Raw genomic sequence first — 26654 nt, 5'->3', positions numbered from 1 at the left:
GCCAGTATCGCCCCGGCATTCCGGCCGTTCAGATTAATCCTCAAATTGCAGAAGATCACGCAATAAAATCGGTGATTACACAGTCATTTTATTGACAATCAATCTCCGTCAGAGTGTGCAAGTGCGCCATCGGTTCCTCCTCGGTACGGCTGAACGAGGCCTTCGGCGGGGTTTTCCCCGGCCGGAAAAAAGCTGAAACCTGTTTCCCATTGAAACCCGTCATGACCTGCCCCATCTAACCTGCATAGCCCATCGCGCAGGAGCCTCCATGAGCGACCAGCAAGAATTCCCCGAAGATCCCCGCGACTACGTCGATCCGGAAAATACCGAACAATCGAGTGCCCACGGCACCGGCCTGGCCCTGCCCGGACAGAGCCTGCCGGACAAGGTCTACATCATCCCGATCCACAATCGGCCGTTCTTCCCGGCCCAAGTGCTGCCGGTGATCGTCAACGACGAACCCTGGGCCGAAACCCTGGAACTGGTGAGCCAGTCCGAGCACCACTCCCTGGCCCTGTTCTACATGGACACGCCTGCCGAGGATCCGCGGCATTTCAATACGTCGGCACTGCCGGAGTACGGCACCCTGGTCAAGGTCCATCACGCCAGCCGCGAGAACGGCAAGCTGCAATTTGTCGCCCAGGGCCTGACCCGGGTCCGCATCCGCACCTGGCTCAAGCACCATCGGCCACCGTACCTGGTGGAAGTCGAATACCCGCACCAGCCCAGCGAACCCACCGATGAGGTCAAGGCCTACGGCATGGCGCTGATCAATGCGATCAAGGAGCTGCTGCCGCTCAATCCGCTGTACAGCGAAGAGCTGAAGAACTACCTCAACCGTTTCAGTCCCAACGACCCGTCGCCCCTGACCGACTTCGCCGCCGCCCTGACCTCTGCCACCGGCAACGAGTTGCAGGAGGTGCTGGACTGCGTGCCCATGCTCAAGCGCATGGAAAAAGTCCTGCCGATGCTGCGCAAGGAAGTCGAAGTGGCGCGCCTGCAGAAGGAGATTTCCGCCGAGGTCAATCGCAAGATCGGCGAGCACCAGCGTGAGTTCTTCCTCAAGGAACAGCTCAAAGTGATCCAGCAGGAGCTGGGGCTGACCAAGGACGACCGCAGCGCCGACCTGGAGCAGTTCGAGCAGCGGCTGAGCGGCAAGGTGCTGCCGGCCCAGGCGCAGAAACGCATCGCCGAGGAAATGAACAAGCTGTCGATCCTCGAAACCGGCTCGCCGGAATACGCCGTGACCCGCAACTACCTGGAATGGGCCACCGCCGTACCCTGGGGCGTCTACGGCGAGGACAAGCTCGACCTCAAGCACGCGCGCAAAGTGCTGGACCAGCACCATGCCGGCCTCGACGACATCAAGAACCGCATTCTCGAATTCCTCGCGGTGGGTGCCTACAAGGGCGAGATCAGCGGCTCCATCGTGCTGCTGGTGGGTCCGCCGGGTGTGGGCAAGACCAGCGTCGGCAAGTCCATTGCCGAATCCCTGGGGCGGCCGTTCTATCGCTTCAGTGTCGGCGGCATGCGCGACGAAGCCGAGATCAAGGGCCACCGCCGCACCTACATCGGCGCCCAGCCGGGCAAGCTGGTGCAGGCCCTCAAGGAAGTGGAGGTGATGAACCCGGTGATCATGCTCGACGAGATCGACAAGATGGGCCAGAGCTACCAGGGCGACCCGGCCTCGGCGCTCCTCGAAACCCTCGATCCGGAGCAGAACGTCGACTTCCTCGACCATTACCTGGACCTGCGCATGGACCTGTCCAAGGTGCTGTTCGTGTGCACCGCCAACACCCTGGATTCGATTCCCGGCCCGCTGCTCGACCGTATGGAAGTGATTCGCCTGTCGGGCTACATCACCGAAGAAAAACTCGCCATCGCCAAGCGCCACCTGTGGCCCAAGCAGCTGGAAAAGGCCGGCGTGGCCAAGACCAGCCTGAGCATCAGCGACAGCGCCCTGCGCACGGTGATCGACGGCTACGCCCGGGAAGCCGGGGTGCGCCAGCTGGAGAAACAGCTGGGCAAGCTGGTGCGCAAGGCGGTGGTCAAACTGCTTGACCAGCCGGACGCCACGATCAAGATCGGCCCCAAGGACCTGGAAGCCTCCCTGGGCATGCCGGTGTTCCGCAACGAGCAGGTCCTGAGCGGCACCGGGGTCATCACCGGCCTGGCCTGGACCAGCATGGGCGGCGCCACCCTGCCGATCGAGGCCACGCGGATCCACACCCACAACCGCGGTTTCAAGCTCACCGGGCAATTGGGGGACGTGATGAAGGAGTCGGCGGAAATCGCCTACAGCTACGTCAGCTCGCACCTCAAGCAGTTCGGCGGCGACAGCAAGTTCTTCGACGAAGCCTTCGTCCACCTGCACGTACCGGAAGGCGCCACGCCCAAGGATGGCCCGAGCGCCGGGGTGACCATGGCCAGCGCCCTGCTGTCCCTGGCGCGCAACCAGCCGCCGAAAAAGGGCGTGGCCATGACTGGCGAACTGACCCTCACCGGGCACGTGCTGCCGATTGGCGGGGTCCGTGAAAAAGTCATTGCCGCGCGGCGCCAGAAGATCCACGAGCTGATCCTGCCGGAGCCCAACCGCGGGCATTTCGAGGAGTTGCCGGACTACCTCAAGGAAGGCCTCACCGTGCACTTCGCCAAGCGTTTTGCCGACGTGGCCAAGGTCCTGTTCTAAATCCCTTCGCCGGCACGCCGGCTCCTACGGGTTGTCCCTTGTAGGAGCCGGCTTGCCGGCGAACAGGCCATAAGCGCCAACCTCCATCCCTGCCCCACACCGCCCATCATCTTCAGTTATGCTCGCCGTTCGTCACGAATGATCGGAGCTTCCTGACCCATGCCTGCACACCGCCTTCTTGCCTTGTTCAGTCTCGCCCTGCTGAGCGCTTGCGCCAGCCAGCCCAAGCAAAACGTCAGCGTGGAAAACCAGAACCAATGCCCACTGCAACTGCACAACGGGCAAACCCTGACCCTGACCCTGCCGAGCAACCCCACCACCGGCTATCGCTGGGCGATCCAGGATTCGGCCGGCGGCATCCTGCGCAAGGTCAGCCCCGAGGTCTACAGCAACCCCGAGGACACCGGCCTGGTGGGCAGCGGCGGGCAGTCGACCTGGCGCTTCCAGGCCTTCGCCACGGGCCAGGGCCGGCTGTTGCTGACCTACCAGCAACCCTGGGCCCCGGAAGAGGCCCCGGTGAAAGCCTTCGACTGCTCGATCACGGTCAACTGACATGGGCTGGCTGATCCTCGCGCTGATGGGCGCCGCCACTTTCATCTACGGGGTCAGCGTGCATGCCACGCTGCTCTGCCTGCTGGTCAAGCCGCTGCCGGTGCTGGCCCTGCTGGGCTGGCTGCATGATGCGCCGTCCGGGGACTACCGCCGCTGGATCATCCTCGGCCTGCTGTTCTCGGTGCTGGGTGACGTGCTGCTGGCCTGGCCTTCGGACCTGTTCGTGTTCGGCCTCGGGGCCTTCCTGGTGGCCCACCTGGCCTACCTCAAGGCTTACCTCAGCGATTGCCGGCGCCCGGCGCTGCTGCCGCTGGCGGTGGCACTGGCCATCGGCGCGGGGCTGTTGAGCATTCTGATCGCCCACGGCCTGGGCCCGCTGCTGATCCCGGTGATCGTCTACGCCCTGACCATCAGCGCCATGCTCTGGCGCGCCCTGGCACGCCTCGGCTCAGCGGTGCCCAAACGCTCGGCGGCGCTGGCGGCCGCGGGGGCCCTGAGCTTTGCCTTCTCCGACAGCCTGATCGGTATCAGCCGGTTCGTGCTGGCCTTCGATGCCGCGCCCTACCTGATCATCATTTTCTACTGGCTGGGCCAGTGGGGCATCGCCGCTTCGGCGTTCAGCCAGAAGCCGCGCTGATCAGCCTGCGCCGGCAAGCCGGTCCCTACTCGCTGTAGGAGCCGGCTGGCCGGCGACAAGGGCCACACCTTGCTCTGCTGAAGGCCCTGCGGGCCTTATCGCAGCCTGCGGCAGCCGCTACAATGCCGCCCTCTTTTTTATCTCCATCGCTGGAAATGCCGTGAGCAAAGAACCCGACCGCCTATTCGCCCAGCCCCTGGCCCAGGTGCCCGACTTCGCCTTCAACGAGGATGTGGTGCGGGTGTTCCCGGACATGATCAAGCGCTCGGTACCGGGTTACCCGACCATTGTCGAGAACCTCGGGGTGCTGGCGGCGCAGTTCGCCCAGCCCAACAGCGTGCTCTACGACCTGGGGGCGTCCCTGGGCGCGGTGACCCAGGCCCTGCGCCGCCATGTGCGCACGGACGGTTGCCGGGTGATCGCCGTGGACAACTCGGCGGCCATGGTCGAGCGCTGCCGGGAATACCTCAACGGCCAGGATTCGATGTTCCAGGAGCTGCTGCCGGTGCAGGTGGTCGAAGGCGACATCCTGGCCCTGGAGTTCCAGCCGGCCTCGGTGGTGGCGCTGAACTTCACCCTGCAGTTCATCGCCCCCGAGCAACGCCTGGCCCTGCTCGGGCGCATCCGCCAGTCGTTGCTGCCCGGCGGCGCGCTGATCCTCTCGGAGAAGCTGCGCTTCAACGACGCCGAGGAACACGCCCTGCTCACCGACCTGCACATCGCCTTCAAACGCGCCAACGGCTACAGCGAACTGGAAATTGCCCAGAAGCGCAGCGCCATCGAAAACGTCATGAAGCCCGACAGCCTCGAAGAACACCGCGAACGCCTGCTGGCCGCCGGGTTCTCGAAAGTCGTGCCGTGGTTCCAGTGTCTTAACTTTGCCTCGTTGATTGCCCTGCCATGATTGATCTGTCCCCCCTCGCCCGCCGCCTGGCGGGCACGCCCCTGGCCGCCTGGGCCGCCGGTCTGCAAGCCCAGCTCGATGCCAAGATGGAAAAGGGCCATGGCGACCTGGAGCGCTGGCAGAGTGCCCTGGACGCATTGCCGAACATCCAGCCCAGCGAAGTCGACCTGGTCAACGGCCTGCGCCTGGACACCGACTGCGACGACGCCACCCGGGCGCAGATGCGCAGCGCGCTGATGGGCCTATCACCCTGGCGCAAGGGGCCGTTCGACCTGTTCGGCGTGCACGTGGACACCGAATGGCGCTCGGACTGGAAATGGTCACGGGTCGCCCCGCACCTGAACCTTGAAGGCAAACGCATCCTCGACGTCGGCTGCGGCAATGGCTACTACATGTGGCGCATGCTCGGCGCCGGCGCCCACAGCGTGATCGGCGTGGACCCCAACTGGCTGTTCTTCTGCCAGTTCCAGGCGGTGCAGCGCTACCTGTCGCAGCCTGCGGTGTGGCACTTGCCGTTTCCTTTCGAAGACCTGCCGGCCAACCTGGAAGGTTTCGACACGGTGTTTTCCATGGGGGTGTTCTACCACCGGCGTTCGCCCATCGAGCATCTGCTGGCGCTCAAGGACTGCCTGGTCAAGGGTGGCGAACTGGTGCTGGAAACCCTGGTGGTGGAAGGCGATCAGCATCAGGTGCTGGTGCCGGAAGACCGTTATGCGCAGATGCGCAACGTGTGGTTCCTGCCCTCGGTGCCGGCCCTGGAGCTGTGGCTGCGGCGCGCCGGGTTCAGCGATGTGCGCTGCGTGGATGTCAGCGTGACCAGCGTCGAGGAGCAGCGCGGCACCGAGTGGATGAAGTACCAGTCCCTGAGCGACTTCCTCGACCCCAACGATCACAGCAAGACCATCGAAGGCCTGCCGGCGCCGATGCGCGCGGTGATTGTCGCCAGAAAATAACCCCGCCTTCCCCCTGTAGGAGCTGGCCGGGCGGCGTTCCGCTTGCCAGCGAAGGCGCCCGCCAGAGCGGCGCAAGGCTCAAGGGCCTCTTCGCCGGCAAGCCGGCTCCTACGGTTTGGTGTACGCCGCGAACCGGTTTGCGCTCAGCGCGCCCGGCGCGCCTTGAAGAATTCGCTCAACACCGTGCCGCACTCTTCGGCCAGCACCCCGCCCTCGTACAGCACCCGATGATTGAGAAACCCCTGGGTGAAGAACTGGCCCTGGCTCTGCACGATGCCGGCCTTGGGTTCCAGAGCGCCGTACACCACGCGGGCAATGCGCGAGTGGACGATCAAGCCGGCGCACATGCTGCAAGGTTCCAGGGTTACGTACAGGGTGCTGCCGGGCAGGCGATAGTTGCTCACCGCCTGGGCCGCCGCGCGGATCGCCACCATCTCGGCGTGGGCGCTGGGGTCGCTGCCGCTGATCGGGCAGTTGTAGCCGCGGCCGATGATCTGGCCATCCAGCACCAGCACCGCGCCCACCGGCACTTCTCCCAGGGCCGCGCCCTGGGCGGCCAGGGCCAGGGCTTCGCGCATGAAGTCCTGGTCGCGGCTGCGGTCGATGATCGGCGCCGGGCGTATCTGGCGCATCACGCCACCTCGATGGCGGCCATCAGGCCGGTTTCCATGTGGTCGATCACGTGGCAGTGGAACATCCAGACCCCAGGGTTATCCGCCACCAGCGCCACGCGGGCACGCTCGTTCTTGCCCAGCAGGTAGGTGTCGGTGAAGTAGGGAGTGATCTTCTTGCGGTTCGAGGCGATGACCTTGAAGCTCATGCCGTGCAAGTGGATCGGGTGTTGGTACTGAGTCATGTTCTTCAATTCGAAAATGTAGCTCTTGCCCTTTTTCAGCGTGGCAATCGGCCGATCGGCGCAGGTCTTGTCGGTGATGTCCCAGGCCTGGCCGTTGATCTGCCACAGGCTCGGCGGCTGGCCATTGTCCACGTTCACCGAGACCGAGCCAACCCACTCGAAATTGAAGTTGAGCTTCTCGGCATTGTCGAGATCCGGCTCGGCCACCGGGTTGGCCGGCAGGGCTGGCGGCCACTGGGTCGGCGCATCGCTGTTGGCCACCGAACGCAAGGTGCCCAGGCGCACCGGCCCGTTGCGCAGGGACAGTTCCTGCCCCGCCGCCGGCGCCTTGATCGCCAGGCAGATGCGCATGCCCGGGCCCAGCCAGTATTCCTTGCCCAACGGACGCGGCTCGATGGGGTTGCCATCCAGTGCGTAGATCTGCGCTTCGACGTCGGGAATGTTGATGCGATAGGTCAGGGTGTTGTCGAGGTTGAGCAGGCGCACCCGGGTGATCTGCCCCGCCGGCAGGTCGATCACCGCCTGGGACACGCCGTTGATGGTGGACAGGCGCCCGGCGGTGCCGCCCCGCGCCGCTTCCCGCGGGACGCTGAAAGGCGTGAATGCGCCCTCTTCATCCACGTGCCAGCTTTTCAGGCTCAGGGTGCGTTCGTACTGGAAGCCAGTAGGCTCGCGCTCCTCGACGATCAGCGGGCCCACCAGGCCGCGACCCAGTTCCTCGCTGCTGTTGACGTGGGGGTGATACCAGTAGCTGCCGGCATCCGGCACGCGGAACTTGTAGTCGAAGTATTCCCCCGGCAGCACCGGCAGTTGCGAGACGTAAGGCACGCCGTCCATTTCCAGGGGCAGGCGGATGCCATGCCAGTGGATGGTGGTGGCCACGGGCAGGTGGTTGATGAAGCGCACCCGCAGCCACTCGCCCTGGCGCACCCGCAGCTCGGTGCCCGGTGCCGATGGGCCGAAAGCCCAGGCCTCGGTCTTGTGCCCCGGCACCAGTTCCACATCCAGCGGCGCGGCGATCAGCTCGTAGTCGTGGCCCGCTTCGGCGTCGGCCATTTTCCCCAGCCAGTAACGCGAGGCGCCGCCCGCTCCCACGCCCACCACTACCAGACCGGCCAGACCACCGAGTATTTGTCGACGGGTAAAGGACATGGACTCAACTACCTCACGTATCCGCGGCGGGCCCAGGCCCGCAAAAGGCGAATACGATACACCCGCAGTTGAGAAACAGTAAGGCCGGCGCGGCGACCGGACGCAGGCGGGACGGGGAAACGATGGGTGTTTTCGGGAGCCTGCTCCCTGGCAAGCCCGTTGCTCTTGTAGGAGCCGGCTTGCCGGCGAACAAGCCCCTCAGCCCTGCAATCCCAACAGCAGATGCACCACACCACCGGCCAGGGGCATCACTGCCGGCACCCCCGCCACTCGCAGGGCGCTGCTGTCCAGCAACTGCGGATCATGCAGTTCCAGGCGCAGGCGGGTCAGGGCCAATGGTTGTTGGCTCTTGATGTTGGCGCTACCACCCAGTGCCGCCAGCATCGCGTCACTCAGAACACTGCCCTTGGCCTGGGGGGCCTTCGGCTGATCAGGGATCAGGTCTGGAGTCAGGGCCTTCCAGAACGCCCGTTGCAATTTCTCGAACATCTTCAGTTCTCCAGAACCAGTGAGTCGGCGGCGACTTGCTGCCGTTGCAGGCATTCACGTACCTGAACCGCGTCTTCCAGATCGATGATCCGCGCTGCCAAGGCCTGGCACTCGCTCAGATCCAACTCCCGCACCCCGGCCTTGATGGCGGGAATCAACGGCACGCTCACCGACAGCTCGTCGACTCCCAGGCCCAGCAACAGCGGCACCGCCAGGGTTTCGGAAGCCAGGGCGCCGCAGACGCCGACCCACTTGCCGTGGGCATGGGCGGCCTGCACCGTGCGGGCGATCAGGCGCAGCACCGCCGGGTGAAAGCTGTCGGCCTGACCGGCCAGGCGCGGATGATCGCGGTCCATGGCCAGGGTGTACTGGGTCAGGTCATTGGTGCCGATGGAGAAGAAATCCACCTCCGGGGCAAAACGATCCGCCATCAAGGCCGCCGAAGGCACCTCGATCATGATCCCCAGCTTGGGCCGCTCCGCGAGGCCCAGGGCCCGGACCTCGTCATCGAGCAACTGGCGCGCCTGACGCAGCTCCGCCAGTTGGCTGACCATCGGCAGCATGATGTGCAGGCGGGCCTGCCCGGCGCAGGCGAGCATCGCCCGGAACTGCTCGCGCAGCAGTTCGGGACGCTCCAGGCACAGGCGGATACCCCGCAGGCCGAGAAAAGGGTTGGCTTCGCGCTCCATGGGCACATAGGCCAGGGGCTTGTCGCCGCCCACGTCCAGGGTCCGCACCACCAGATTGCGCGTCGGCCCCAGGGCCTGGGCGATGGCCTGGTAAGTCGCGGCCTGCTCCTCGGGGCTCGGGGCCTGGTTGCGGTCCTGGTAGAGGAACTCCGAGCGCAACAGGCCAACGCCTTCGCCGCCCAGGCTCATGGCCTGCTCGGCCTCGGCCAGGGAAGCAATATTGGCCGTCACCTCCAGGTGATGACCGTCGCGGGTCACCGCAGGATGCGCGGCCTGGGCCAGGTCCTGCTGCTGGCGCTGGCGTTGCTGCTGACGCAGGGCCTGCAGTTGCTGCACCCGTTGCGGGTCCGGGTCCGTATGCAGTTCGCCGCGATCGGCATCCAGCAGGACCCGGGTGCCGTTGGCCAGGGACAGGACCCGAGGCGACAGGCCACAGATCGCCGGCAGGCCCAGAGCCCGGGCCAGAATCGCCACATGGCTGGTGGCGCCGCCCCCGACGGTGACAAACCCCAGCACCTTGGCGGTGTCCAGGCTCGCGGTCTGCGACGGGGTCAGCTGCTCGGCAATCAGGATCGCCTGATCCGGCAGGATCAGGGCTGGCTCCTGCACCCCGAGAAGCAGCTTGAGCACCCGCTGGCCGACATCCGCCAGATCCACCGCGCGCTCGGCCAGCAGGCTGCTGCCCAGGCCCTTGAACAACTCGGCGGTGGCTTCGATGGCGCTGTTCCAGGCAAAGGCCGCGCTCTTGCCATTGGCGATCAGGGCGTGGGCCTGCTCCAGCAGGCTCGGGTCATCGAGCAGCTCCTGATGGGCCCGGAAGATGTCCTGCTGCGCGTCAGCGCTGGCGCTGTCGCGCAGCCACTGCAGAGCCGCCCGGGCCTGGCTCAGGGCCTGCTCCAGAGACTCGCGCTCCTGCTGCGGGCGGGTTGCCGCCTCGCGTATCTGCAGGCGCTGCTCGGCCACCTGCAGCACCTGACCAAATGCCGAGCCCGGTGACGCGCAAACGCCTCGCCACAACGGATCCAGCGCTTCATCAACCACGACTCGCGGCTCGGGGCTTGCTGCGGCGCTGATCTTTTCGCCACAACCGGAGGCCAGCAGCTCCACCAGCGCCTGGATCGCCTGCTCGGCATCCGCGCCCACGGCGCTGACCTGCAAGGCATCGCCCTGCACGGTCTGCAAGGCCATGATCGACACCAGGGACTTGGCATTGGCCGAGTCCTGGCGCCGGTGCAGGCAGATGTTCGCGGCAAAGCCCTTGGCGGCCTGGGCCAGCAGCGCCGCCGGGCGCGCATGCAGGCCCTGGGGGTTGCCGAGGATCAGCGGTTTGGAAAACAGCGCCTCAGCTTCAGCGTCCTCGGCCTTGGCACCTTCCTCTGCGGAGGCGGGCTCGATCTGCAACACCGGCTGTCCCAGCTCCACCAGCAGGCGGTCGCCGACCAGCCCGGTCACCGCTTCGCCGCTGACCACCAGCATCAGGGTCAGCAAGCTGCGGGCATGCAGGGCCAGGTAGTCGGCGTCGAACTCGATCAGCGGCTGGCCGGCCGTGACCTGCTGGCCTTCCTCGATCAGGCAGGTGAAGCCCTTGCCTGCCAGGTTCACCGTGTCCAGCCCGATGTGCATCAGCACCTGCTGGCCCTGTTCGCCGGTGATGCTCAGCGCGTGGCCGCTGCGCTGCAGGTTGCTGACCACCCCGGACAGCGGTGCGCAGAGGGTTTGGGAAGTCGGGTCGATGCACAGCCCGTCACCGATCACCCGGCTGGAAAACACCGGGTCCGGGACCTGCTCCAGGGGCAGCAGCACCCCGGACAGGGGCGCGAGCAATTGCAAGGGTTGGGTTATGGCCATGACGTCACCTGCTGTTGATTCCTTGAAGTGCCGATGGAGCGCGAGCCCCGACAGCATCGCTTATTTCCACCAGTACTCGACCTGCAAGCCGACGTTCGCGCCATGCCGGGCGCTGCCGAACACGCCGCTGTCGGACAGCGCGGAACCGGCCGCCAGCTCATTGGCCGCACGCTTGGCGGCCTCGTTCCAGCTGGCATAGGTGTAGTACAGCCGCACCTCCGGCCGGGCCCAGAAGTCCGGGCCCTTGGGTGACCAGGTGGGTGCGAAGGTGAACTTGCTGAGTTTGCGGGTGCCCCCGGGCGCCTCCACCTGATCGTGGCCGAACTCGGTCACCAGCTTGAACTGCTCGGTGATGGCGTAGGCCGGGCGCACGCCCAACGAGATCCAGTTCTGATCCTGGCCGTCGGGGCGAATGTCCTTCTGATAGACCGCCTCCACCTGGCCGCCGAAGCGCGGAGTCAGTTGCCAGTCGAAGAACTCCACCAGGCGATAGCTCTTGTTGCTGTCATCCAGGTAGGTGTTGCCGGTGTAGCCCAGGCCGGTGCCGGGGCCTTCGCCGTATTGCAGGGCGAGTTTGTTCTTGCCGCCGAAAAAGTCCTTCTGCACATGCTGGGTGGTGATCGCCCAGCCATTGTGGGCACCACGGCGATCGGGCTTTTCCAGATAGCTCAGGCCCAGTTCCAGCTCGCCGCCGGGGTTGGTCTGGAAGCCGGCGACGTTGAAGTCATGACGGCTCACCGCCTGCTTCTGATAGAGATTGTCCTTGCGGGAAAAGGCGTAGCTGTATTTCAGATCGCCAATGCGCACGTCCTCGACCCCGCCGCCGGTGGCGCTCTGGTTCCAGTAGTAGAAGTCGGAAATATGGATGTCGTTACGCTTGTAGTAACGGCGCCCGGCCCACAGCGAACCGCCATTGAGGCTGGGCAGGTTCGACCACTGGGCGTACATCTGCGGCATCCGCGCCGAACCGTTCTCGCCCTGGAAGCTCAGGTTGCGGTCGTAGCGGTTGTACAGCGAGGCCATGCCGTCGACGCTGAGCACCGAGCCGTCGTCCAGGGTGTACAGGTCCTGGCGCAGTTCCAGCTCGGCGTACTGCTCGCACTCGTTGCCCAGGCGGTACTTGGACTGCGCGCCGGGCAACTGGAAGCAGGACTGAGAGCCGCTGTTGACCGAGGTGCCCAGGCCGCTGCGCAGGTAGCCGGCAAACTCCAGGGCCTGGGCCGGAAAAGGCAAGGCCAGGCACAGGCAGGACGCCGCCAGACCGCGATTTATTGTTGTTCTCATAAGCCACCCATTATTTTTATTGTGTTGTTCGAATTCGTCGGCGCCGGTTGGCCGGCGGATGCGCTGGGCCAGAAAGATCCCCTGGCCCGGTTCGCCGGCAAGCCGGCTGCTACAGGGTCAGGTGCAGAACGAAGGATTCGTAGGGCCGCAGGTGCACGTGCCGGCTGCGGGGCTCGTGGTCCGGGTAGTTGCTGATCAGCAGGCGCTGTTGCATGCCCGCGTCGATTACCGCTTCCGGCAACTCGACCTCGCACGGCGCGCCGTAGAAGTTGTTCACCACCAGCAGGCGCTCGCCCTCGCCCTCGCGCACATAGGCCCAGACTTGCCGATGCTCGGGCAGCAGCTGGCGATAGAGGCCGTGCTGGATCAGCGCTTCCTGGCGGCGCAAGGCGATCAGCCGACGGTAGTGATGCAGCACCGAATCCTGGTCGTCGAGTTGCGCCTCGGCATTGATCTGGCTGGCGTTGGCCGGTATCCCGATCCAGGGCTCGACGCTGCTGAAACCGGCGTTGGCCCCGGCATGCCACTGCATCGGCGTGCGTCCGTTGTCCCGGGATTTCTGCTGGATCGCCGCCATGATGGCCTGCGGGTCTTCACCGGCCTCGCGCTTGAGGCGGTGGATGTTCAGGGTCTCGACATCGCGGTACTGCTCGATGCGCTCGAAATGCGGATTGGTCATGCCCAGCTCTTCGCCCTGGTAGACGAAAGGCGTGCCCTGGAGCAGGTGCAGCGCGGTGGCCAGCATCTTCGCCGACACTACCCGGTGCTCACCGTCGTCGCCAAAGCGCGAGACCACCCGCGGCTGGTCGTGGTTACACCAGAACAGCGCATTCCAGCCGCCACCGGCCTGCATGCCGGTTTGCCAGTCGGAGAGGATGCGCTTGAGTTCGAGGAAGTCGAAATCGGCCCGCAGCCACTTCTGCTGGTTGGGGTAGTCCACCTTCAGGTGATGGAAGTTGAAGGTCATCGACAGCTCCTTCGACTCCGGATGGGAATAGCGGATGCAGTGCTCCAGGCGGGTGGAGGACATCTCGCCGACATTCACCAGATCGTGGCCGGCGAACACTTCCCGATGCATCTCCTGCAGGTACTGGTGGACGTTGGGGCCGTCGGTATAGAAGCGGCGGCCGTCACTCTGGTCCTCGGGGAAATCCGCCGGTTTGGAGATCAGGTTGATCACGTCGAGGCGGAAGCCGCCGACGCCCTTGTCGCGCCAGAAACGCATCATCTTGAACACCTCGGCGCGCACCTGGGGGTTGTCCCAGTTGAGGTCGGCCTGGGTGTGATCGAACAGGTGCAGGTAGTACTGCCCGGTCTGGGCCTCGTACTCCCAGGCGGAGCCGCCGAACTTGGATTCCCAGTTGTTGGGCGCGTCACGCCAGATGTAGAAGTCCCGGTAGGGGTTGTCCAGGCTGCTGCGGGCCTGCTGGAACCAGGCGTGTTCGATGGAGGTGTGGTTGACCACGATATCCAGCATCAGCTTGATCCCGCGCTTGCCGGCTTCGGCGATCAACAGCTCGCAATCGGCCATGCTGCCGTAGCTGGGATCGATGGCGTAGTAGTCGCTGATGTCGTAGCCATTGTCCCGCTGTGGCGAGCGCAGGAACGGCGTCAGCCACAGGCAGTCGACCCCCAGCCAGTGCAGGTAGTCGAGCTTGTCCACCACGCCCAGCAGGTCGCCGGTGGGCCGCCCTTGGTGGCTGTGAAAACTCTTCGGGTAGATCTGGTAGATCACCGAACGCTGCCAGTCTTGCATGGGGGAATCCTTTGGAGAGTACGAGGACATTCGCCGGCGAGCCGGCGCCTACAGGGCGGGTCAGGCCACGCGATAGCCGGGCCGGATGATCTTCAGGCTCAGGCCGCAGGTCAGGACAAAAGGCACCACCAGGGCGATGACCATGCCGATGACGAACATCGGGATGTACTGGGGAATGATCGAGATGAACCCCGGCAGCCCGCCGACGCCGATGGCCGAGGCCTGGACCTTGTTCAGCGACAGGAACACGCAGCCCAGGGCCGAGCCGATCAGCGCGGCATAGAAGGGAAACTTGTAGCGCAGGTTGACGCCGAACATCGCCGGCTCGGTGATGCCGAAGTAGGCGGAAATCGCCGAGGTCGAGGCCATGCTGCGATCACGGGCGTTGCGGCTCATGGTGAACACCGCCAGGGCCGCGCTGCCCTGGGCCAGGTTGGACATGACGATCATCGGCCAGATGAAGGTGCCGCCCTGGGTGGCAATCAGTTGCAGGTCGACCGCCAGGAACATGTGGTGCATGCCGGTGATCACCAGTGGCGCATAGAGCAGGCCGAAGATCGCGCCGCCGAGCATGGGCGCCAGTTCGAACAGGGTGACCACGCCTTCGGTGATCAGAATCCCCAGGTGCCGGGTCACCGGACCGATGATCGCCAGGGCCAGCACGCCGGTGACCACGATGGTGGTGATGGGCACCACCAGCAGGGTGATGGCGTTGGGCACCCGGGCGCGCAGCCATTTTTCGATCACGCTCATCACATAGGCCGCCAACAGGATCGGCAGGATCTGCCCCTGATAGCCCACCTTCTCGATCTGGAACAGACCGAAGATGTCGAAGTACGGCAGGCTCTGGCCATCCAGCCCGGCCACCGCCTTGCCGTAGTTCCAGGCGTTGAGCAGATCGGGGTGGACCAGCATCAGGCCCAGGACGATGCCCAGGATCTCACTGCCGCCAAAGCGCTTGGCCGCCGACCAGCCCACCAGGGCCGGGAGGAACACGAAGGAGGTGTTGGCCATCAGGTTGATCAGGCTCCAGAGCCCGTCGAGGCCCGGGTAGGCCTCAAGCAGGGTCTTGCCTTCGATGAACATGCCCTTGGCCCCCAGCAGGTTGTTCACCCCCATCAGCAGGCCGGCGATGATCAGCGCCGGCAGGATCGGCATGAACACATCGGAGAACACCCGCACCAGGCGCTGCATGGCGTGGGTCTTCTGGGCGCCCTTGTCCTTCACGTCGGCAATGGTCGAGGCCGCCAGACCGGTCTGCTGGCGCAAGGCCGCATAGACCTTTTCCACTTCGCCGGGGCCGATCACCACCTGATACAGGCCACCGGTGAAGAACGAGCCCTTGACCAGGTCGATCTGGTTGAGGGTGGCGCTGTCGACCAGGCTCGGGTCCTTGAGGGCCAGGCGCAGGCGGGTCACGCAGTGGGCCGCCTGTTCGAGGTTGTCGGCGCCACCGAGGCTGTGCAGCAACTCGCTGGCGATCGTTGAATAGTCGTGGCTCATGCTTGTTCTTCCACCTGAGATTTTTGTTATTGGCAGCACGCCGAGGGGCAAATTACTCGTCTGTACGAGTTAAATCAACAACTCGTACAGACGAGTTTGAAATTTTCTTCCGCCACCGCCTTGCGCCGGGTGGTTTCCGCCTGGGAAAGCCTGGCCCGGGCGCATGGACAAATGCCCCGTCCAGCCCTTAAGGTGCCTGCCTTGAGCACAGTCCGGCACAGAGCCATCCCATGAGCAAATACAACCAGATCTACAGTGATCTGCTTGCCAGCATCACCACCGAACGCCTGGAGCGTGGCGCCCGCCTGCCTTCGGAAAGCGAACTGATGGACAGCTACCAGGCCAGCCGCGGCACCGTGCGCAAGGCCATCGAACTGCTGCAGGAGCGCGGCTTCGCGCAGAAGATCCATGGCAAGGGCACCTTCGTGCTCTCGCCCAATCCCATCGAGTTCCAGCTGGGCGGCATCGTCAGCTTCCAGGAAACCTATCCGCGCCTGGGGGATGACGTCAGCACCGAGGTGGTGGAGTTCAGCCAGTTCCCCCTGCAAGGCGCCCTGCTCAATCACCTGCAGGCCGAAGAAGGCAGCCTGATCACACGGATCAAGCGCGTGCGGCGAATCGACGGCAAGCGGGTGATTCTCGACATCAACCATTTTGTCGCCGAGCTGATTCCGGGGCTGGACCGGCAGATCGCCGAGCATTCGATCTACGCCTACATCGAACAGACCCTGCAACTGAACATCAGCTATGCCCAGCGCACCATCGAGGCCAGCCCGCGGAGCAAGGACGACCAGCAGTTGCTCGACCTGGACGGCCAGAGCCATGTGATCGTGGTGAGCAACCAGACCTTTCTGCAGGACGGGCGGCAGTTCGAGTACACCGAATCACGGCACACCCTGGACAAGTTCTACTTCTCCGACGTGGCCCGGCGCTAAGCCCTGCCCCGTCAGCCCAGCAGGGCCGCCAGCTCAGCGCTGAGGGGGCCGATGCGCTGCGCCTCCTTGGCGGTATTCACCTGCTGCGCCACCCGCGCCACCTCGATCACCGGATGCTTGAGGGGATAGCCGCCCTTGCTGTCCAGCCAGCTCAGGACCTCCGCCAAGTGCCACAGCGAGGTGCTGCCCTCATGGATCGCCAGGGGAAAGCTGTCGGCGTGGCCAAGCATCAGCTTGCGCATGTTCTGCCGTGACACCCCGACGATCTCGGCGATCTCGCTGAGGCCGACGAAATCCGGACTGGCCTCCACCAGCCGCGCCTCGGGGATGATGCGCTTGATATCCCCCAGGGCACTGAGCAGCGCCGCCTCGGCGCTCTCGGCCTCGCGACTGAACTCCAAGGCCAGGCGCCCGGCCAGGCCGGTGCCGACCAGGACGTCGGTGCACCCCGCCGCACCGAGGCGCTCCACCAGTTGCAGCGGATCACAGCCCTCCAGCGGCAGCAGATAGTTGAGGGTGAACAGGTATTCCATGGTGCTTACTCCTGATGGGCTGCCGGCGCCTTGGCCCCACGCAGCTGGTTCACGGTGCAGTTGTCGATCACCCGGCATAGCGCACGGGCGTGCTGGGTCGGGTTCTTCGGGGTCCGCCAGACACTGGTGACGCAGAACTCGCCACAGCGACACACTTCGTTGTTGTACGGGCAGTAGATCCGCCCCCAGGCATGACCACCGCCAACCTCGATGCGCCAGCCCTGCCATTCGGCGTAGCGCAGGGCCATTTCAATGTCCTTCTTGGGATGAGTTGCACGAGCCATCCATAGCCTCCAGTATCGTCAGGAACACAAGGTTGTCAATTGACAACCAAACACAATCCGATCAATGCCGCTCAGCGACAATTCGCTGCAAGGGCAAAACACTGAGGGACGACTTCAAAGGTACACGGCACCCCGGAGGCTCGACGGGGCAATGTCTTTCCCGGTATTGCGTGAACGCGAAAAACCCGGGCTTTCCAATACCTGGACATACAAATGGCGATCCACCCAAGGTGCGATCGCCATTTGTCTTGCAACGCAGCGACTTCAGTCGACAAACCGACTGAGACGTTCTGCTCCCACCTCCGTCACCCGGACCATGGCACTGACCACCACCCCGTCGCACCGATCGTGAGCGACCACATTCCAGCCATTGGGCATCACCCGGACACGTGAGGTTCCGGCCTTGGCCAACACCTGAACATTCAATACCTGGCCGGCCACCATGGGTTCGGAGCGTCCCGCAACGCGGTAACCCAGTACCTGAGGCGCCTGGATCCGCTGCCTGCCCATGCCATAACCGCAGTATTCAAACACCGCACTGAATCCCTGGGCGTCCAGTACTTCCTGGATCGCGCTGCCGATGGCCCCCAGGGACTCACCACCGCGTACCTGTCGCAAGCCCTGCTCCAGGGCGTCCTTGGCAGCGCTCAACAAGCGCAGTTGTTCTGTGCTGGCGCCGGGCGTGGCAAAGGTCCAGGACTGCGCCCCATACCCCTTGCGCGATGACACCACGACCTCGACCTTGACCAACGCACTGGCCGGCAAGCATTTCTCCGAGGGCAGGCAACCGATCAGCTCCGCATTCACCGAGACAGGAACGGCTGCGGGGTATCCCTTGTAGCCGACCAGCGCAGGCAGTAACTGCCGGCTATCAAGCTGCTGCAGCACATGTTCCTGAATCTCCAGACGCGACACCCCCTCCACTATAAACGGCTTGAGCGACAGCAGAATGTCCGTCACCTCGGCAGCGAGGCGCCGCTCTTCAGCCACGATCTCCTGCTCCGGCAAGGCGCCGATCAGCGCAAAGGCTTCGCGATTGTCTGCGGCAAAACGATCAAAACGCGACAATGGCTGCGCCTTCGCGCTCGGCAGTTCAGGCGCTTCTGCCGCCAGGCCCAAGGTTCGCAGCAGCTTGCCAAACACACTCATCTCAACATCCCTATCCGATGACCCGCCCCGCAGGACGGTCGATATTCTTTAGCAAGAAGGCCCCTGATCTCGCGATCAGGGGCCTTCTTGGCGGACTAGAAAATACTCGTCCATTTCACCCGAGCCTGACGCTCGTGAGGCTGCGGGATCATTCCCACTCGATGGTGGCCGGCGGCTTGCTCGACACGTCGTAGGTGACGCGGGAGATGCCTTCGATTTCGTTGATGATCCGGCCGCTGACGGTTTCCAGCAGCTCGTAAGGCAGGTGTGCCCAACGTGCGGTCATGAAGTCGATGGTTTCCACGGCGCGCAGGGCCACGACCCAGGCGTAACGACGGCCATCGCCGACCACACCGACGGATTTCACTGGCTGGAACACGACGAATGCCTGGCTGACTTTGTGGTACCAGTCGGCCTTGCGCAGTTCTTCGATGAAGATGTGGTCGGCGCGACGCAGCAGGTCGGCGTATTCCTTCTTCACTTCACCGAGGATGCGCACGCCCAGGCCCGGGCCCGGGAACGGGTGACGGTAGACCATGTCGTACGGCAGGCCCAGCTCCAGGCCCAGACGGCGGACTTCGTCCTTGAACAGCTCACGCAGCGGTTCAACCAGCTTAAGGTTCATTTCTTCCGGCAGGCCGCCCACGTTGTGGTGCGACTTGATCACGTGGGCCTTGCCGCTTTTCGCGCCAGCCGACTCGATCACGTCCGGGTAGATGGTGCCCTGGGCCAGGTACTTGATGTTTTCCAGCTTGCAGGATTCGGCATCGAACACGTCGATGAAGGTGCGGCCGATGATCTTGCGCTTCTTCTCCGGGTCGGATTCACCGGCCAGGTTGCTGAGGAACTGCTCCTCGGCATTGGCGCGGATCACCTTGACGCCCATGTTCTCGGCGAACATGGCCATCACTTGCTCGCCTTCGTGCAGGCGCAGCAGGCCGTTGTCGACGAAAACGCAGGTCAGCTGGTCGCCGATGGCCTTGTGCAGCAGGGCCGCCACCACCGAGGAGTCGACACCGCCGGACAGGCCCAGCAGGACGTTGTCGGTGCCAACCTGGGCACGGATCTGGGCAATGGCGTCTTCGGCGATCTTCGACGGGGTCCACAGCGCTTCACAGCCGCAGATGTCGAGGATGAAGCGCGACAGGATGCGGCCGCCCTGCTTGGTGTGGGTCACTTCCGGGTGGAACTGCACGCCGTAGTAGCGCAGGTCATCGTTGAACATGCCGGCAATCGGGCAGCTCGGGGTGCTGGCCAGGATGTGGAAATCCTTGGGCATCTTGGTGACCTTGTCACCGTGGCTCATCCACACGTCGAGACCGAACAGGCCGTCGGCGTCGACGTGGTCTTCGATGCCGTCCAGCAGGCGGCTCTTGCCCACCACGTCAACCCGGGCGTAACCGAATTCGCGCAGTTCGGAACCTTCGACCTTGCCGCCCATTTGCTCGGCCATGGTCTGCATGCCGTAGCAGATGCCGAAGACCGGAACGCCCAGATCGAACACCGCTTGCGGGCAGCGAGGACTGTTGGCTTCGTGCACGGACTCGGGACCGCCGGCGAGGATGACGCCTTTGGGAGCGAATTCGCGGATCGCTTCGTCGTCCATGTCGAACGGATGCAGTTCGCAGTAGACCCCGATTTCACGCACGCGGCGGGCGATCAGTTGGGTGTACTGGGAACCGAAGTCGAGGATCAGAATGCGGTGGGCGTGAATGTCGAGGGCCATGGTCAGTCTCGTCTAATTTCAGAAACGACACGGGGCTGAAAAACACAGCCCCGGTTACTAAATTCGTCGATCGCCTCCGGGCCTGGGCCTGGAGGCGATCACTATCAACCTACGCGATAGTTTGGCGCTTCCTTGGTGATCTGCACGTCGTGGACGTGGGATTCAGCCATGCCGGCGCCGGTGATGCGGACAAACTCCGGCTTGGTGCGCATTTCTTCGATGTTGGCGCTACCGGTGTAGCCCATGGAAGAACGCAGGCCACCCATCAGCTGATGGATGATCGCGGTCAGGGTGCCCTTGTACGGCACGCGACCTTCGATACCTTCCGGCACCAGCTTCTCGGCACCCGCGGAGGAGTCCTGGAAGTAGCGGTCGGAAGAGCCCTGGGCCTGGGACATGGCGCCCAGGGAACCCATGCCACGATAAGCCTTGTAGGAACGGCCCTGGAACAGTTCGATCTCGCCCGGAGCCTCTTCGGTACCGGCGAACATCGAACCCATCATCACGCAGGAGGCACCGGCCACGATGGCCTTGGACAGGTCACCGGAGAAACGGATACCGCCGTCGGCGATCAGGGGAACGCCCGTGCCGACCAGGGCCGCTGCAACATTGGCGATCGCGCTGATTTGCGGCACGCCGACACCGGCAACGATACGGGTGGTGCAGATCGAGCCAGGGCCGATACCGACCTTGACCGCGTCGGCGCCGGCTTCGGCCAGGGCCTTGGCTGCAGCGCCAGTGGCGATGTTGCCGCCGATCACCTGGACCTCAGGGAAGTTCTCCTTGACCCAGCGAACGCGGTCGATCACGCCCTTGGAGTGACCGTGGGCGGTATCGACCACCACCACGTCGACACCGGCGTTGACCAGCGCGGCAACGCGATCGCCGGTGTCCTTACCCGTGCCGACCGCAGCGCCGACGCGCAGGCGACCTTGGTCGTCCTTGCTGGCCAGCGGGTAGGCCTTGGCTTTTTCGATGTCGTTGACGGTCATCATGCCCTTGAGGGCGAAGGCGTCGTCGACGATCAGTACGCGCTCGATGCGGTGCTTGTGCAGCAGCTCGCGGACGGCGGTCTTGTCGGCGCCTTCCTTGACGGTGACCAGACGCTCTTTAGGCGTCATCACTTCGCGAACGCTGACGTCCAGACGGCTTTCGAAACGCACGTCGCGGGAAGTCACGATGCCCACCAGGTCGCCGTTGTGCAGTACGGGCACACCGGAGATGTTGTGCATGTTGGTCAGTTCGAGGAGGTCACGCACGGTGGCGTCGGCTTCGATGGTGATGGGGTCCTTGACCACACCGGCTTCGAAACGCTTGACCTTGCGCACTTCGGCAGCTTGCTGCTCGATGGTCATGTTCTTGTGGATGATGCCGATGCCGCCTTCCTGAGCCATGGCGATTGCCAGACGGGCTTCAGTGACGGTGTCCATGGCGGCGGAAACCAGTGGAATATTCAGCTCGATGCCACGGGTCAAACGGGTCTTTAGACTGACTTCATTAGGCAGTACTTCGGAATAACCGGGCACTAAGAGGATGTCGTCGAAGGTGAGGGCTTCTTGGCTGATACGCAGCATCGCGGGGGCTCCCGGGCGGGAAAATGGAAGCGCGCCATTATACTCAGACACCTACCCGGGCTCAATGTAAAACTCTGCCTAATATCGCTGGAGTGATAGATGGAGATATCCGCGCGCTACAACTCGACCTTGACCCAACTTATCGGTTGATCCAGCCAGTCGGCGAACTCGTCGATAAAACTCTGTTTGAAACCCGCTTCGGCCCAGTTGTTGAAGATAAAGCCCAAGTTGGAAAAGCCGCATTCCTGAAGAAACAGAAAGCCGTTGATGTCATCTTCATGACCGCACTCGGGACAAGTGAAGTTATCGGTGCGCCCCGGCATCCAGTCTTCCAGGCTCTCGAACAGCGCCTCGCCGATTTCCTGGCGGCATTCGGCGCAGCCGGCTTCTTCGAGGAAGCCCTTGGCCGGGGTATAGATGCAGCGCTTGGTAATGATCTCCAGGCCATTGATCGGCTCGCCGAAAGGCAGCGCCTCTGGCCGCAGCACCACGTCCCGTGCCCCCGGCGCAATCGCATGGCCCATGCGATTGCCGGTACGCCCGCAGGTGCTCAGGGTTTCCTCGACGATGTTCTTGCGCACCAGCCAGCGCACGATGGCCCGGGCCCGGGGCTCGTGCACCGGCAGGGTGGAGATTTTCGGGACGAGGATGCTTTGCGAGTTCATGGATAACCTGAAACGTGCGGGACAGTACGAACGCGTTCGCCGGCAAACCGGCTCCTGGCATCAATTGTAGCGGCGTGCCGGCGAACGAATTTAAAGGCCCGCAGCTTAATCCCTGCCCCCGGCAGGTCAAGTGCTCAGGTAGCGCCCGATCAAGGCAAAACCACTGGCCAGCACCAGCCAGGTCACCAGGCGGACAAAGGCCTCCCGAGACAACTTCATGGTCAAACGCCGCCCGACCCACAAGCCCAACGCCATCGCTGGCAACAGGCAGCCGGCCAACAGCAGCAGCGGCCACTCGGCATACACCCCGGCCAGGGCGAACAGGCTCAGGCGCACCACGGTGCTGCAACTGATCAACGCACTTTGAGTGGCCCGGGCCGGGTCCTTGGGCAAACGGCTGTTCAGGTAAATGGCATATAGAAAGCCGCCACTGCCGAACAGCGCGCCAAACATTCCGCCCACTATTCCCATCGGCACCGCCCAGCCGGCCGCCAGCTGAGCCGGGCGCACCTTCACCCACAAGCTGTAGATCGCGTAGGCACTGATAAACAGCCCCATCAATAGAAGCAGCAGATCGGACTTGAGGTTGAGCAGGAAAATCACCCCCAAGGTGCAGCCCAGCGCCATGCAGGGCAACAGCCGCAACAGCTCGGGCCTGGCCACGTCCTTGCGCGACGGCAACAGGTTGCCGAAGGCCGCGACAAAGTCGAGCAGCACCAGCAGCGGCACGATCTTCGACAACGGCATGAACAGGATCAGCACCGGTCCCGCCACCAGCGCCGTGCCGAAACCGGCAATGCCAAACACGATGTATGCCAGCGCGATGCCCAGGCCGATCGCCAACCAGGCTCCCGGACCAAACGACCACTGACTCAACCCCTCGATGATCACGCTCATCACTGCGACTTCCCCAACTGGATCAGCAATGACTTTAGCCAGCGGCGAGCCTTGCGACTAATATCGTCAAAGCCTTCAACCCATCGCAAAAAGGCATGTCTTGTGATTTCAACCCGTCAACTGCGCTATTTCGTGGAAATTGCCGAGAGCGGTAGCTTCAGCGCTGCGGCAGAACGCCTGTTCGTTGCCCAGTCGGCCCTCAGCCGGCAGATCAAGGAACTGGAAGGCCAACTGCAAACCCCACTGTTCCAACGCACCGCCCGCCAGCCTCGGCTGACTGCCGCCGGTGAAGCCTTCCTGCCCAAGGCCCGCAACCTGCTGAGCGAACTGCACAAGGCCGCGGAGCTGGCCACCCAGGTCGGCCAGGGGCAACTGGGCACACTGCGCCTGAGTCATTCAAGCACCGTGCCCATGAGCGGTCGCCTGCTGAGGGGCATCAGCGAGTATCTGCAGGCGTGCCCCGGAGCCTCGTTGGACATCGTCAAGCTGTCGTCCGAGGCGCAGTTGCAGGAGCTCGCCGAAGGCCGGCTGGATGCTGGCCTGCTGCGCCTGCCGGTACTGCGCCAGCGGGAGGGCGTGCAAATCGTGCCCCTGTTCAGCGAACCGCTGCTCCTGGCCTTGCCGCCACAGCATCCTCTGGCCCTTGATCCACCGGCCCGGGGGGTGGAGCTGGCGCAACTGCGCAACGAAGCCTTTATCTCCATCCCCCATCCCCAGCGCGGGGGCTTGAGCTATCTGTCGGCACAGTTGTGCATGCGCCAGGGATTCTTTCCCAAGGCCGCGCGAGTGATGTCACGCAAGACCACTCAACTGCAGTTGATCCAGGCCGGTTTCGGCATCGCCCTGCTGCCCGAATCGATGCAGGACATCGCCCCGACCAGCGTGCGTTTCCTGCCTCTGGCCGATAGCGATTGCCAGAGCACCGTCGCCCTCGCCTATCGACAAGACCCCACACCGCTGGTGGCGCAGTTTGTCGAACAGCTGCGCAATCATTGGCAATCGAATTGCGTTGTTCCGTGGACTGACAGCCCCTTAAACTGCGCCCCATGATTAAAGATCCCTTTGCACGACTCGGCCTGGACCGCGAGGTCCTCACTGTCACCCAGCTCAACGGCCGCGCCCGGGTGCTGCTCGAGGACGTGTTCAGCAACATCTGGGTCGAAGGCGAGATCTCCAACCTCGCTCGCCCGGCTTCCGGCCATGTCTACTTCACCCTCAAGGACAGCGGCGCCCAGGTGCGTTGCGCGCTGTTCCGGCAGAATGCCGCGCGGGTCCGCCAGGCCCTGAAGGATGGCCTGGCGGTCAAGGTCCGGGGCAAGGTCTCGCTGTTCGAGGGCCGCGGCGACTATCAGCTGATCCTCGACACCGTGGAGCCAGCCGGTGACGGCGCCCTGCGCCTGGCCTTCGATGCACTCAAGGAAAAGCTCAGCGCCGAAGGCCTGTTCAGCGCCGAGCGCAAGGTGCCGCTGCCCACTCATCCGCAACGCATCGGCATCATCAGTTCCCCTACCGGCGCGGTGATCCGCGACATCATCAGCGTGTTCCGCCGCCGGGCGCCGCAGGTTGAACTGACCCTGATTCCCACGGCCGTGCAGGGCCGCGAGGCCACGGCGCAGATCGTCCGCGCCTTGCAACTGGCCGATGCCCGAGGCTTTGACGCGCTGATCCTGGCCCGTGGTGGCGGCTCGCTGGAAGACCTCTGGTGCTTCAACGAAGAAGCCGTGGCGCGGGCAGTGGATGCCTGCGTAACGCCGATCGTCAGCGCCGTCGGCCATGAAACCGACGTGTCCATCAGCGATTTCGTGGCCGACGTTCGTGCCCCCACGCCTTCCGCCGCCGCCGAACTGCTGGCCCCTGATTCCAACGACCTGCAACGCCGCATCGACAGCCTGCATCGGCGCCTGGTGATGCGCATCCGCGACCGGCTGATGCGCGACCGCCTGCGCCTGGACGGCCTGGCCCGACGCCTGCGCCATCCCGGCGAACGCCTGCGCCAGCAAGCACAGCGCCTGGATGACCTGGACATGCGCCTGCGCCGGGCCTTCGAACGCAGCCTCAATACCCGGCGCGAACGCTTGATCCGCCTGGAAACCCGCCTCGGCGCCCAGCATCCGGGTCGGCAACTGGCACTGCTGCGCCAGCGCCTGGACAGCCTGGCCGAACGGCTGCCCCGCGCCATGCGCGAAGGTCTCAAGGCCCGGCGCCTGCAATTGCACAGCCAGATGCAGACCCTGCATGTGGTCAGCCCCCTGGCCACCCTGGGCCGCGGCTACAGCATCCTGCTGGACGACCGCGGCCAGGCCATCCGCAACGCCGCCCAGACCCGCAACGGCCAGCGCCTCACTGCCCGCCTGGGTGAAGGCGAGTTGCAAGTGCGGGTCGAAGACAACCACCTGACGCCTGTCACCCTCTCTCTACTGGATTGATCCATGCCACGCTTTCTCTGCTCCCTGCTGTTGCTGTGCCTGGCCTTGAATGCTCAAGCCGACAGCTACATCACCCGCCTGTTGAACAAGCCTGTGCCCGGTGGCGTCGCGGTGGTCGACCTGGGCAACGCCGCCCAGGCGCCCAAGGCCAGCTATCAAGGCAAACCCGTGCTGGTGGTCAAGGAGCAGAACAACTGGCTGGCGATCGTCGGCATCCCGCTGACGGTCAAGCCCGGTCCTCAACAGATCAGCGCCGGCAACCGCAGCCTGAGTTTCGTGGTGGGCAGCAAGAAATACCCCGAGCAGCACATCACCTTGAAGAACCAGCGCCAGGTCAATCCGAACCCGGCGGACCTCAAGCGCATCGATGGCGAACTGGCAGAGCAGATCCGCGCCTACCGCAGCTTCAGCCCCAACACCCCGAGCAACCTGCTGCTGGACAAACCGGTTAACGGACCGCTGTCGAGCAAGTTCGGCGTGCGCCGGTTCTTCAATGGCGAGGAGCGCAATCCTCACGCCGGGCTGGACTTTGCCGTACCGGCAGGCACGCCGATCAAGACTCCGGCAGCCGGCAAGGTGATCCTGATCGGCAACTACTTCTTCAACGGCAACACGGTGTTCGTCGACCACGGCCAGGGCTTTATCAGCATGTTCTGCCACATGTCGAAGATCGATGTGAAAGTCGGCCAGTCGCTGGCTCGCGCAGCAGTGGTGGGCAAGGTGGGTTCGACTGGACGCGCCACCGGCCCGCATATGCACTGGAACGTCAGCCTGAACGACGCCCGGGTCGATCCGGCGATTTTTATCGGGGCGTTTCAACCCTGATCCCCGGGCCTGAGCGCCGACAAGTCGGTCCCCACGAGGATTGCGCAGGCCAGGACGACTGCGCAATCGTTGATATTCTTTACAAGAATAGCCAGCATAAAATCTCGATATAGCTTCAATTTCGAGTATTCCTCTCAATTTTTTTCGACTGCTTGCCATCTCTCATCTCAGTGGTTAGGGTTGAGCGCATGAAAACCTCTCACACCCTCATTCAGCGTCGTCAACACCGGAGCCTCTGCCTCGTCAGCGCACGACTGCCAGGCTGAATCGCGGTGCCTCATCCCCCTGCGTCAACACTGCACTCTTGACTCACCGGCAGGCCGCCTCT

At 64.1% G+C, this 26654-nt stretch carries 23 protein-coding genes; 9 read left to right on the top strand and 14 right to left on the bottom strand.

The features are described from left to right. Nucleotides 1-268: 268 nt before the first annotated feature. The 5 genes from lon to cmoB all read left to right on the top strand — a co-directional run bounded on the left by lon (nucleotide 269) and on the right by cmoB (nucleotide 5735). Nucleotides 269-2689 carry an endopeptidase La gene (gene lon / locus ACMGG8_RS10430; RefSeq protein ID WP_060840851.1) on the top strand — a complete coding sequence of 807 codons (2421 nt, stop codon included), beginning with the start codon at nucleotides 269-271 and terminating at the stop codon, nucleotides 2687-2689. Nucleotides 2690-2848: 159 nt separating this feature from the next. Beyond that, a complete protein-coding gene (locus tag ACMGG8_RS10425) occupies nucleotides 2849-3241 on the top strand; it encodes a protease inhibitor I42 family protein (protein ID WP_060840852.1) in 393 nt (130 codons plus the stop codon). 1 nt (nucleotide 3242) lies between these two features. Continuing rightward, nucleotides 3243-3878, top strand: a complete 636-nt coding sequence (locus ACMGG8_RS10420; protein WP_060840853.1) for a lysoplasmalogenase — start codon at nucleotides 3243-3245, stop codon at nucleotides 3876-3878. A gap of 160 nt (nucleotides 3879-4038) precedes the next feature. Next, nucleotides 4039-4782 carry a carboxy-S-adenosyl-L-methionine synthase CmoA gene (cmoA, locus tag ACMGG8_RS10415; RefSeq protein ID WP_060840854.1) on the top strand — a complete coding sequence of 248 codons (744 nt, stop codon included), beginning with the start codon at nucleotides 4039-4041 and terminating at the stop codon, nucleotides 4780-4782. Next, the gene (cmoB, locus tag ACMGG8_RS10410) at nucleotides 4779-5735 is read left to right on the top strand and encodes a tRNA 5-methoxyuridine(34)/uridine 5-oxyacetic acid(34) synthase CmoB (RefSeq protein ID WP_060844501.1); all 957 of its coding nucleotides are present in this window, start codon (nucleotides 4779-4781) and stop codon (nucleotides 5733-5735) included. The genes cmoA and cmoB overlap by 4 nt, the downstream gene beginning before the upstream one ends. A gap of 143 nt (nucleotides 5736-5878) precedes the next feature. Here cmoB and tadA read toward each other — a convergent pair whose 3' ends face one another. The 7 genes from tadA to treP form a co-directional block, all read right to left on the bottom strand. Beyond that, complete coding sequence (gene tadA, locus ACMGG8_RS10405; RefSeq protein ID WP_047305914.1) at nucleotides 5879-6367, bottom strand: tRNA adenosine(34) deaminase TadA; 489 nt, start codon at nucleotides 6365-6367, stop codon at nucleotides 5879-5881. Further along, nucleotides 6367-7743 (bottom strand): multicopper oxidase family protein, encoded by a 1377-nt coding sequence (locus ACMGG8_RS10400; protein WP_060840856.1) that lies wholly within the window; start codon nucleotides 7741-7743, stop codon nucleotides 6367-6369. Before ACMGG8_RS10400 ends, tadA begins: the two co-directional genes overlap by 1 nt. A 198-nt stretch (nucleotides 7744-7941) precedes the next feature. After that, entirely contained in the window at nucleotides 7942-8232 is a 291-nt protein-coding gene (locus ACMGG8_RS10395; protein ID WP_060840857.1) for a PTS transporter subunit EIIB, read from the bottom strand. 2 nt (nucleotides 8233-8234) lie between these two features. Further along, entirely contained in the window at nucleotides 8235-10769 is a 2535-nt protein-coding gene (gene ptsP / locus ACMGG8_RS10390; protein WP_414159551.1) for a phosphoenolpyruvate--protein phosphotransferase, read from the bottom strand. A gap of 60 nt (nucleotides 10770-10829) precedes the next feature. Beyond that, entirely contained in the window at nucleotides 10830-12053 is a 1224-nt protein-coding gene (locus tag ACMGG8_RS10385) for a maltoporin (protein ID WP_060840859.1), read from the bottom strand. A 109-nt stretch (nucleotides 12054-12162) separates the two neighbouring features. Then, entirely contained in the window at nucleotides 12163-13809 is a 1647-nt protein-coding gene (treC, locus tag ACMGG8_RS10380) for an alpha,alpha-phosphotrehalase (RefSeq protein WP_414159550.1), read from the bottom strand. A 60-nt stretch (nucleotides 13810-13869) separates the two neighbouring features. Continuing rightward, the gene (gene treP, locus ACMGG8_RS10375; RefSeq protein WP_060840861.1) at nucleotides 13870-15312 is read right to left on the bottom strand and encodes a PTS system trehalose-specific EIIBC component; all 1443 of its coding nucleotides are present in this window, start codon (nucleotides 15310-15312) and stop codon (nucleotides 13870-13872) included. A 230-nt stretch (nucleotides 15313-15542) separates the two neighbouring features. On the opposite strand from treP, the gene treR reads away from it, so the two are divergent. After that, complete coding sequence (treR, locus tag ACMGG8_RS10370; RefSeq protein WP_108545279.1) at nucleotides 15543-16247, top strand: trehalose operon repressor; 705 nt, start codon at nucleotides 15543-15545, stop codon at nucleotides 16245-16247. 11 nt (nucleotides 16248-16258) lie between these two features. Here the strand turns inward: treR and ACMGG8_RS10365 are convergent, their stop codons facing one another. From ACMGG8_RS10365 to ACMGG8_RS10335, 7 genes are all read right to left on the bottom strand, one after another. Then, nucleotides 16259-16780 (bottom strand): helix-turn-helix transcriptional regulator, encoded by a 522-nt coding sequence (locus ACMGG8_RS10365; RefSeq protein WP_060844507.1) that lies wholly within the window; start codon nucleotides 16778-16780, stop codon nucleotides 16259-16261. Between the two features lie 5 nt (nucleotides 16781-16785). Further along, nucleotides 16786-17064 (bottom strand): hypothetical protein, encoded by a 279-nt coding sequence (locus ACMGG8_RS10360; RefSeq protein ID WP_414159549.1) that lies wholly within the window; start codon nucleotides 17062-17064, stop codon nucleotides 16786-16788. A 264-nt stretch (nucleotides 17065-17328) separates the two neighbouring features. Beyond that, the gene (locus tag ACMGG8_RS10355) at nucleotides 17329-18207 is read right to left on the bottom strand and encodes a M24 family metallopeptidase (RefSeq protein WP_414159548.1); all 879 of its coding nucleotides are present in this window, start codon (nucleotides 18205-18207) and stop codon (nucleotides 17329-17331) included. Between the two features lie 154 nt (nucleotides 18208-18361). After that, nucleotides 18362-19939 (bottom strand): glutamine-hydrolyzing GMP synthase, encoded by a 1578-nt coding sequence (gene guaA / locus ACMGG8_RS10350; protein WP_060844518.1) that lies wholly within the window; start codon nucleotides 19937-19939, stop codon nucleotides 18362-18364. A 104-nt stretch (nucleotides 19940-20043) separates the two neighbouring features. Beyond that, the gene (guaB, locus tag ACMGG8_RS10345) at nucleotides 20044-21513 is read right to left on the bottom strand and encodes an IMP dehydrogenase (protein ID WP_060840866.1); all 1470 of its coding nucleotides are present in this window, start codon (nucleotides 21511-21513) and stop codon (nucleotides 20044-20046) included. Nucleotides 21514-21629: 116 nt separating this feature from the next. Beyond that, nucleotides 21630-22178, bottom strand: a complete 549-nt coding sequence (locus ACMGG8_RS10340; RefSeq protein ID WP_060840867.1) for a hypothetical protein — start codon at nucleotides 22176-22178, stop codon at nucleotides 21630-21632. Nucleotides 22179-22304: 126 nt separating this feature from the next. Further along, entirely contained in the window at nucleotides 22305-23075 is a 771-nt protein-coding gene (locus ACMGG8_RS10335) for a sulfite exporter TauE/SafE family protein (RefSeq protein ID WP_060844520.1), read from the bottom strand. A 102-nt stretch (nucleotides 23076-23177) separates the two neighbouring features. On the opposite strand from ACMGG8_RS10335, the gene ACMGG8_RS10330 reads away from it, so the two are divergent. The 3 genes from ACMGG8_RS10330 to ACMGG8_RS10320 are packed head-to-tail and all read left to right on the top strand — an operon-like array spanning nucleotide 23178 to nucleotide 26326. After that, nucleotides 23178-24125 (top strand): LysR family transcriptional regulator, encoded by a 948-nt coding sequence (locus ACMGG8_RS10330; RefSeq protein WP_414159547.1) that lies wholly within the window; start codon nucleotides 23178-23180, stop codon nucleotides 24123-24125. After that, entirely contained in the window at nucleotides 24122-25501 is a 1380-nt protein-coding gene (gene xseA, locus ACMGG8_RS10325; protein ID WP_414159546.1) for an exodeoxyribonuclease VII large subunit, read from the top strand. Before ACMGG8_RS10330 ends, xseA begins: the two co-directional genes overlap by 4 nt. A gap of 3 nt (nucleotides 25502-25504) precedes the next feature. Beyond that, nucleotides 25505-26326 (top strand): peptidoglycan DD-metalloendopeptidase family protein, encoded by an 822-nt coding sequence (locus tag ACMGG8_RS10320; protein ID WP_414159545.1) that lies wholly within the window; start codon nucleotides 25505-25507, stop codon nucleotides 26324-26326. The last annotated feature ends 328 nt before the right edge of the window (nucleotides 26327-26654 follow it).

It is taken from the genome of Pseudomonas sp. BNK-45 (assembly GCF_047456255.1).
Lineage (GTDB): Bacteria > Pseudomonadota > Gammaproteobacteria > Pseudomonadales > Pseudomonadaceae > Aquipseudomonas.
The sequence above is the reverse complement of the archived record's forward strand: the minus strand, read 5'-3'. Positions and strand labels throughout refer to the sequence as shown.

What these genes read in the sequence shown, in the direction of transcription:
- ACMGG8_RS10320 (WP_414159545.1), top strand. Translation starts at nt 25,505, where the DNA reads ATGCCACGCTTTCTCTGCTCCCTGCTGTTGCTGTGCCTGGCCTTGAAT.
- guaA (WP_060844518.1), bottom strand. Translation starts at nt 19,939, where the DNA reads ATGGCCCTCGACATTCACGCCCACCGCATTCTGATCCTCGACTTCGGT.
- treR (WP_108545279.1), top strand. Translation starts at nt 15,543, where the DNA reads ATGAGCAAATACAACCAGATCTACAGTGATCTGCTTGCCAGCATCACC.
- treP (WP_060840861.1), bottom strand. Translation starts at nt 15,312, where the DNA reads ATGAGCCACGACTATTCAACGATCGCCAGCGAGTTGCTGCACAGCCTC.
- cmoB (WP_060844501.1), top strand. Translation starts at nt 4,779, where the DNA reads ATGATTGATCTGTCCCCCCTCGCCCGCCGCCTGGCGGGCACGCCCCTG.
- ACMGG8_RS10425 (WP_060840852.1), top strand. Translation starts at nt 2,849, where the DNA reads ATGCCTGCACACCGCCTTCTTGCCTTGTTCAGTCTCGCCCTGCTGAGC.
- treC (WP_414159550.1), bottom strand. Translation starts at nt 13,809, where the DNA reads ATGCAAGACTGGCAGCGTTCGGTGATCTACCAGATCTACCCGAAGAGT.
- ACMGG8_RS10395 (WP_060840857.1), bottom strand. Translation starts at nt 8,232, where the DNA reads ATGTTCGAGAAATTGCAACGGGCGTTCTGGAAGGCCCTGACTCCAGAC.
- ACMGG8_RS10360 (WP_414159549.1), bottom strand. Translation starts at nt 17,064, where the DNA reads ATGGCTCGTGCAACTCATCCCAAGAAGGACATTGAAATGGCCCTGCGC.
- ACMGG8_RS10385 (WP_060840859.1), bottom strand. Translation starts at nt 12,053, where the DNA reads ATGAGAACAACAATAAATCGCGGTCTGGCGGCGTCCTGCCTGTGCCTG.
- ACMGG8_RS10420 (WP_060840853.1), top strand. Translation starts at nt 3,243, where the DNA reads ATGGGCTGGCTGATCCTCGCGCTGATGGGCGCCGCCACTTTCATCTAC.
- ACMGG8_RS10335 (WP_060844520.1), bottom strand. Translation starts at nt 23,075, where the DNA reads ATGAGCGTGATCATCGAGGGGTTGAGTCAGTGGTCGTTTGGTCCGGGA.
- tadA (WP_047305914.1), bottom strand. Translation starts at nt 6,367, where the DNA reads ATGCGCCAGATACGCCCGGCGCCGATCATCGACCGCAGCCGCGACCAG.
- lon (WP_060840851.1), top strand. Translation starts at nt 269, where the DNA reads ATGAGCGACCAGCAAGAATTCCCCGAAGATCCCCGCGACTACGTCGAT.
- ACMGG8_RS10365 (WP_060844507.1), bottom strand. Translation starts at nt 16,780, where the DNA reads ATGGAATACCTGTTCACCCTCAACTATCTGCTGCCGCTGGAGGGCTGT.
- xseA (WP_414159546.1), top strand. Translation starts at nt 24,122, where the DNA reads ATGATTAAAGATCCCTTTGCACGACTCGGCCTGGACCGCGAGGTCCTC.
- ACMGG8_RS10340 (WP_060840867.1), bottom strand. Translation starts at nt 22,178, where the DNA reads ATGAACTCGCAAAGCATCCTCGTCCCGAAAATCTCCACCCTGCCGGTG.
- ACMGG8_RS10400 (WP_060840856.1), bottom strand. Translation starts at nt 7,743, where the DNA reads ATGTCCTTTACCCGTCGACAAATACTCGGTGGTCTGGCCGGTCTGGTA.
- guaB (WP_060840866.1), bottom strand. Translation starts at nt 21,513, where the DNA reads ATGCTGCGTATCAGCCAAGAAGCCCTCACCTTCGACGACATCCTCTTA.
- ptsP (WP_414159551.1), bottom strand. Translation starts at nt 10,769, where the DNA reads ATGGCCATAACCCAACCCTTGCAATTGCTCGCGCCCCTGTCCGGGGTG.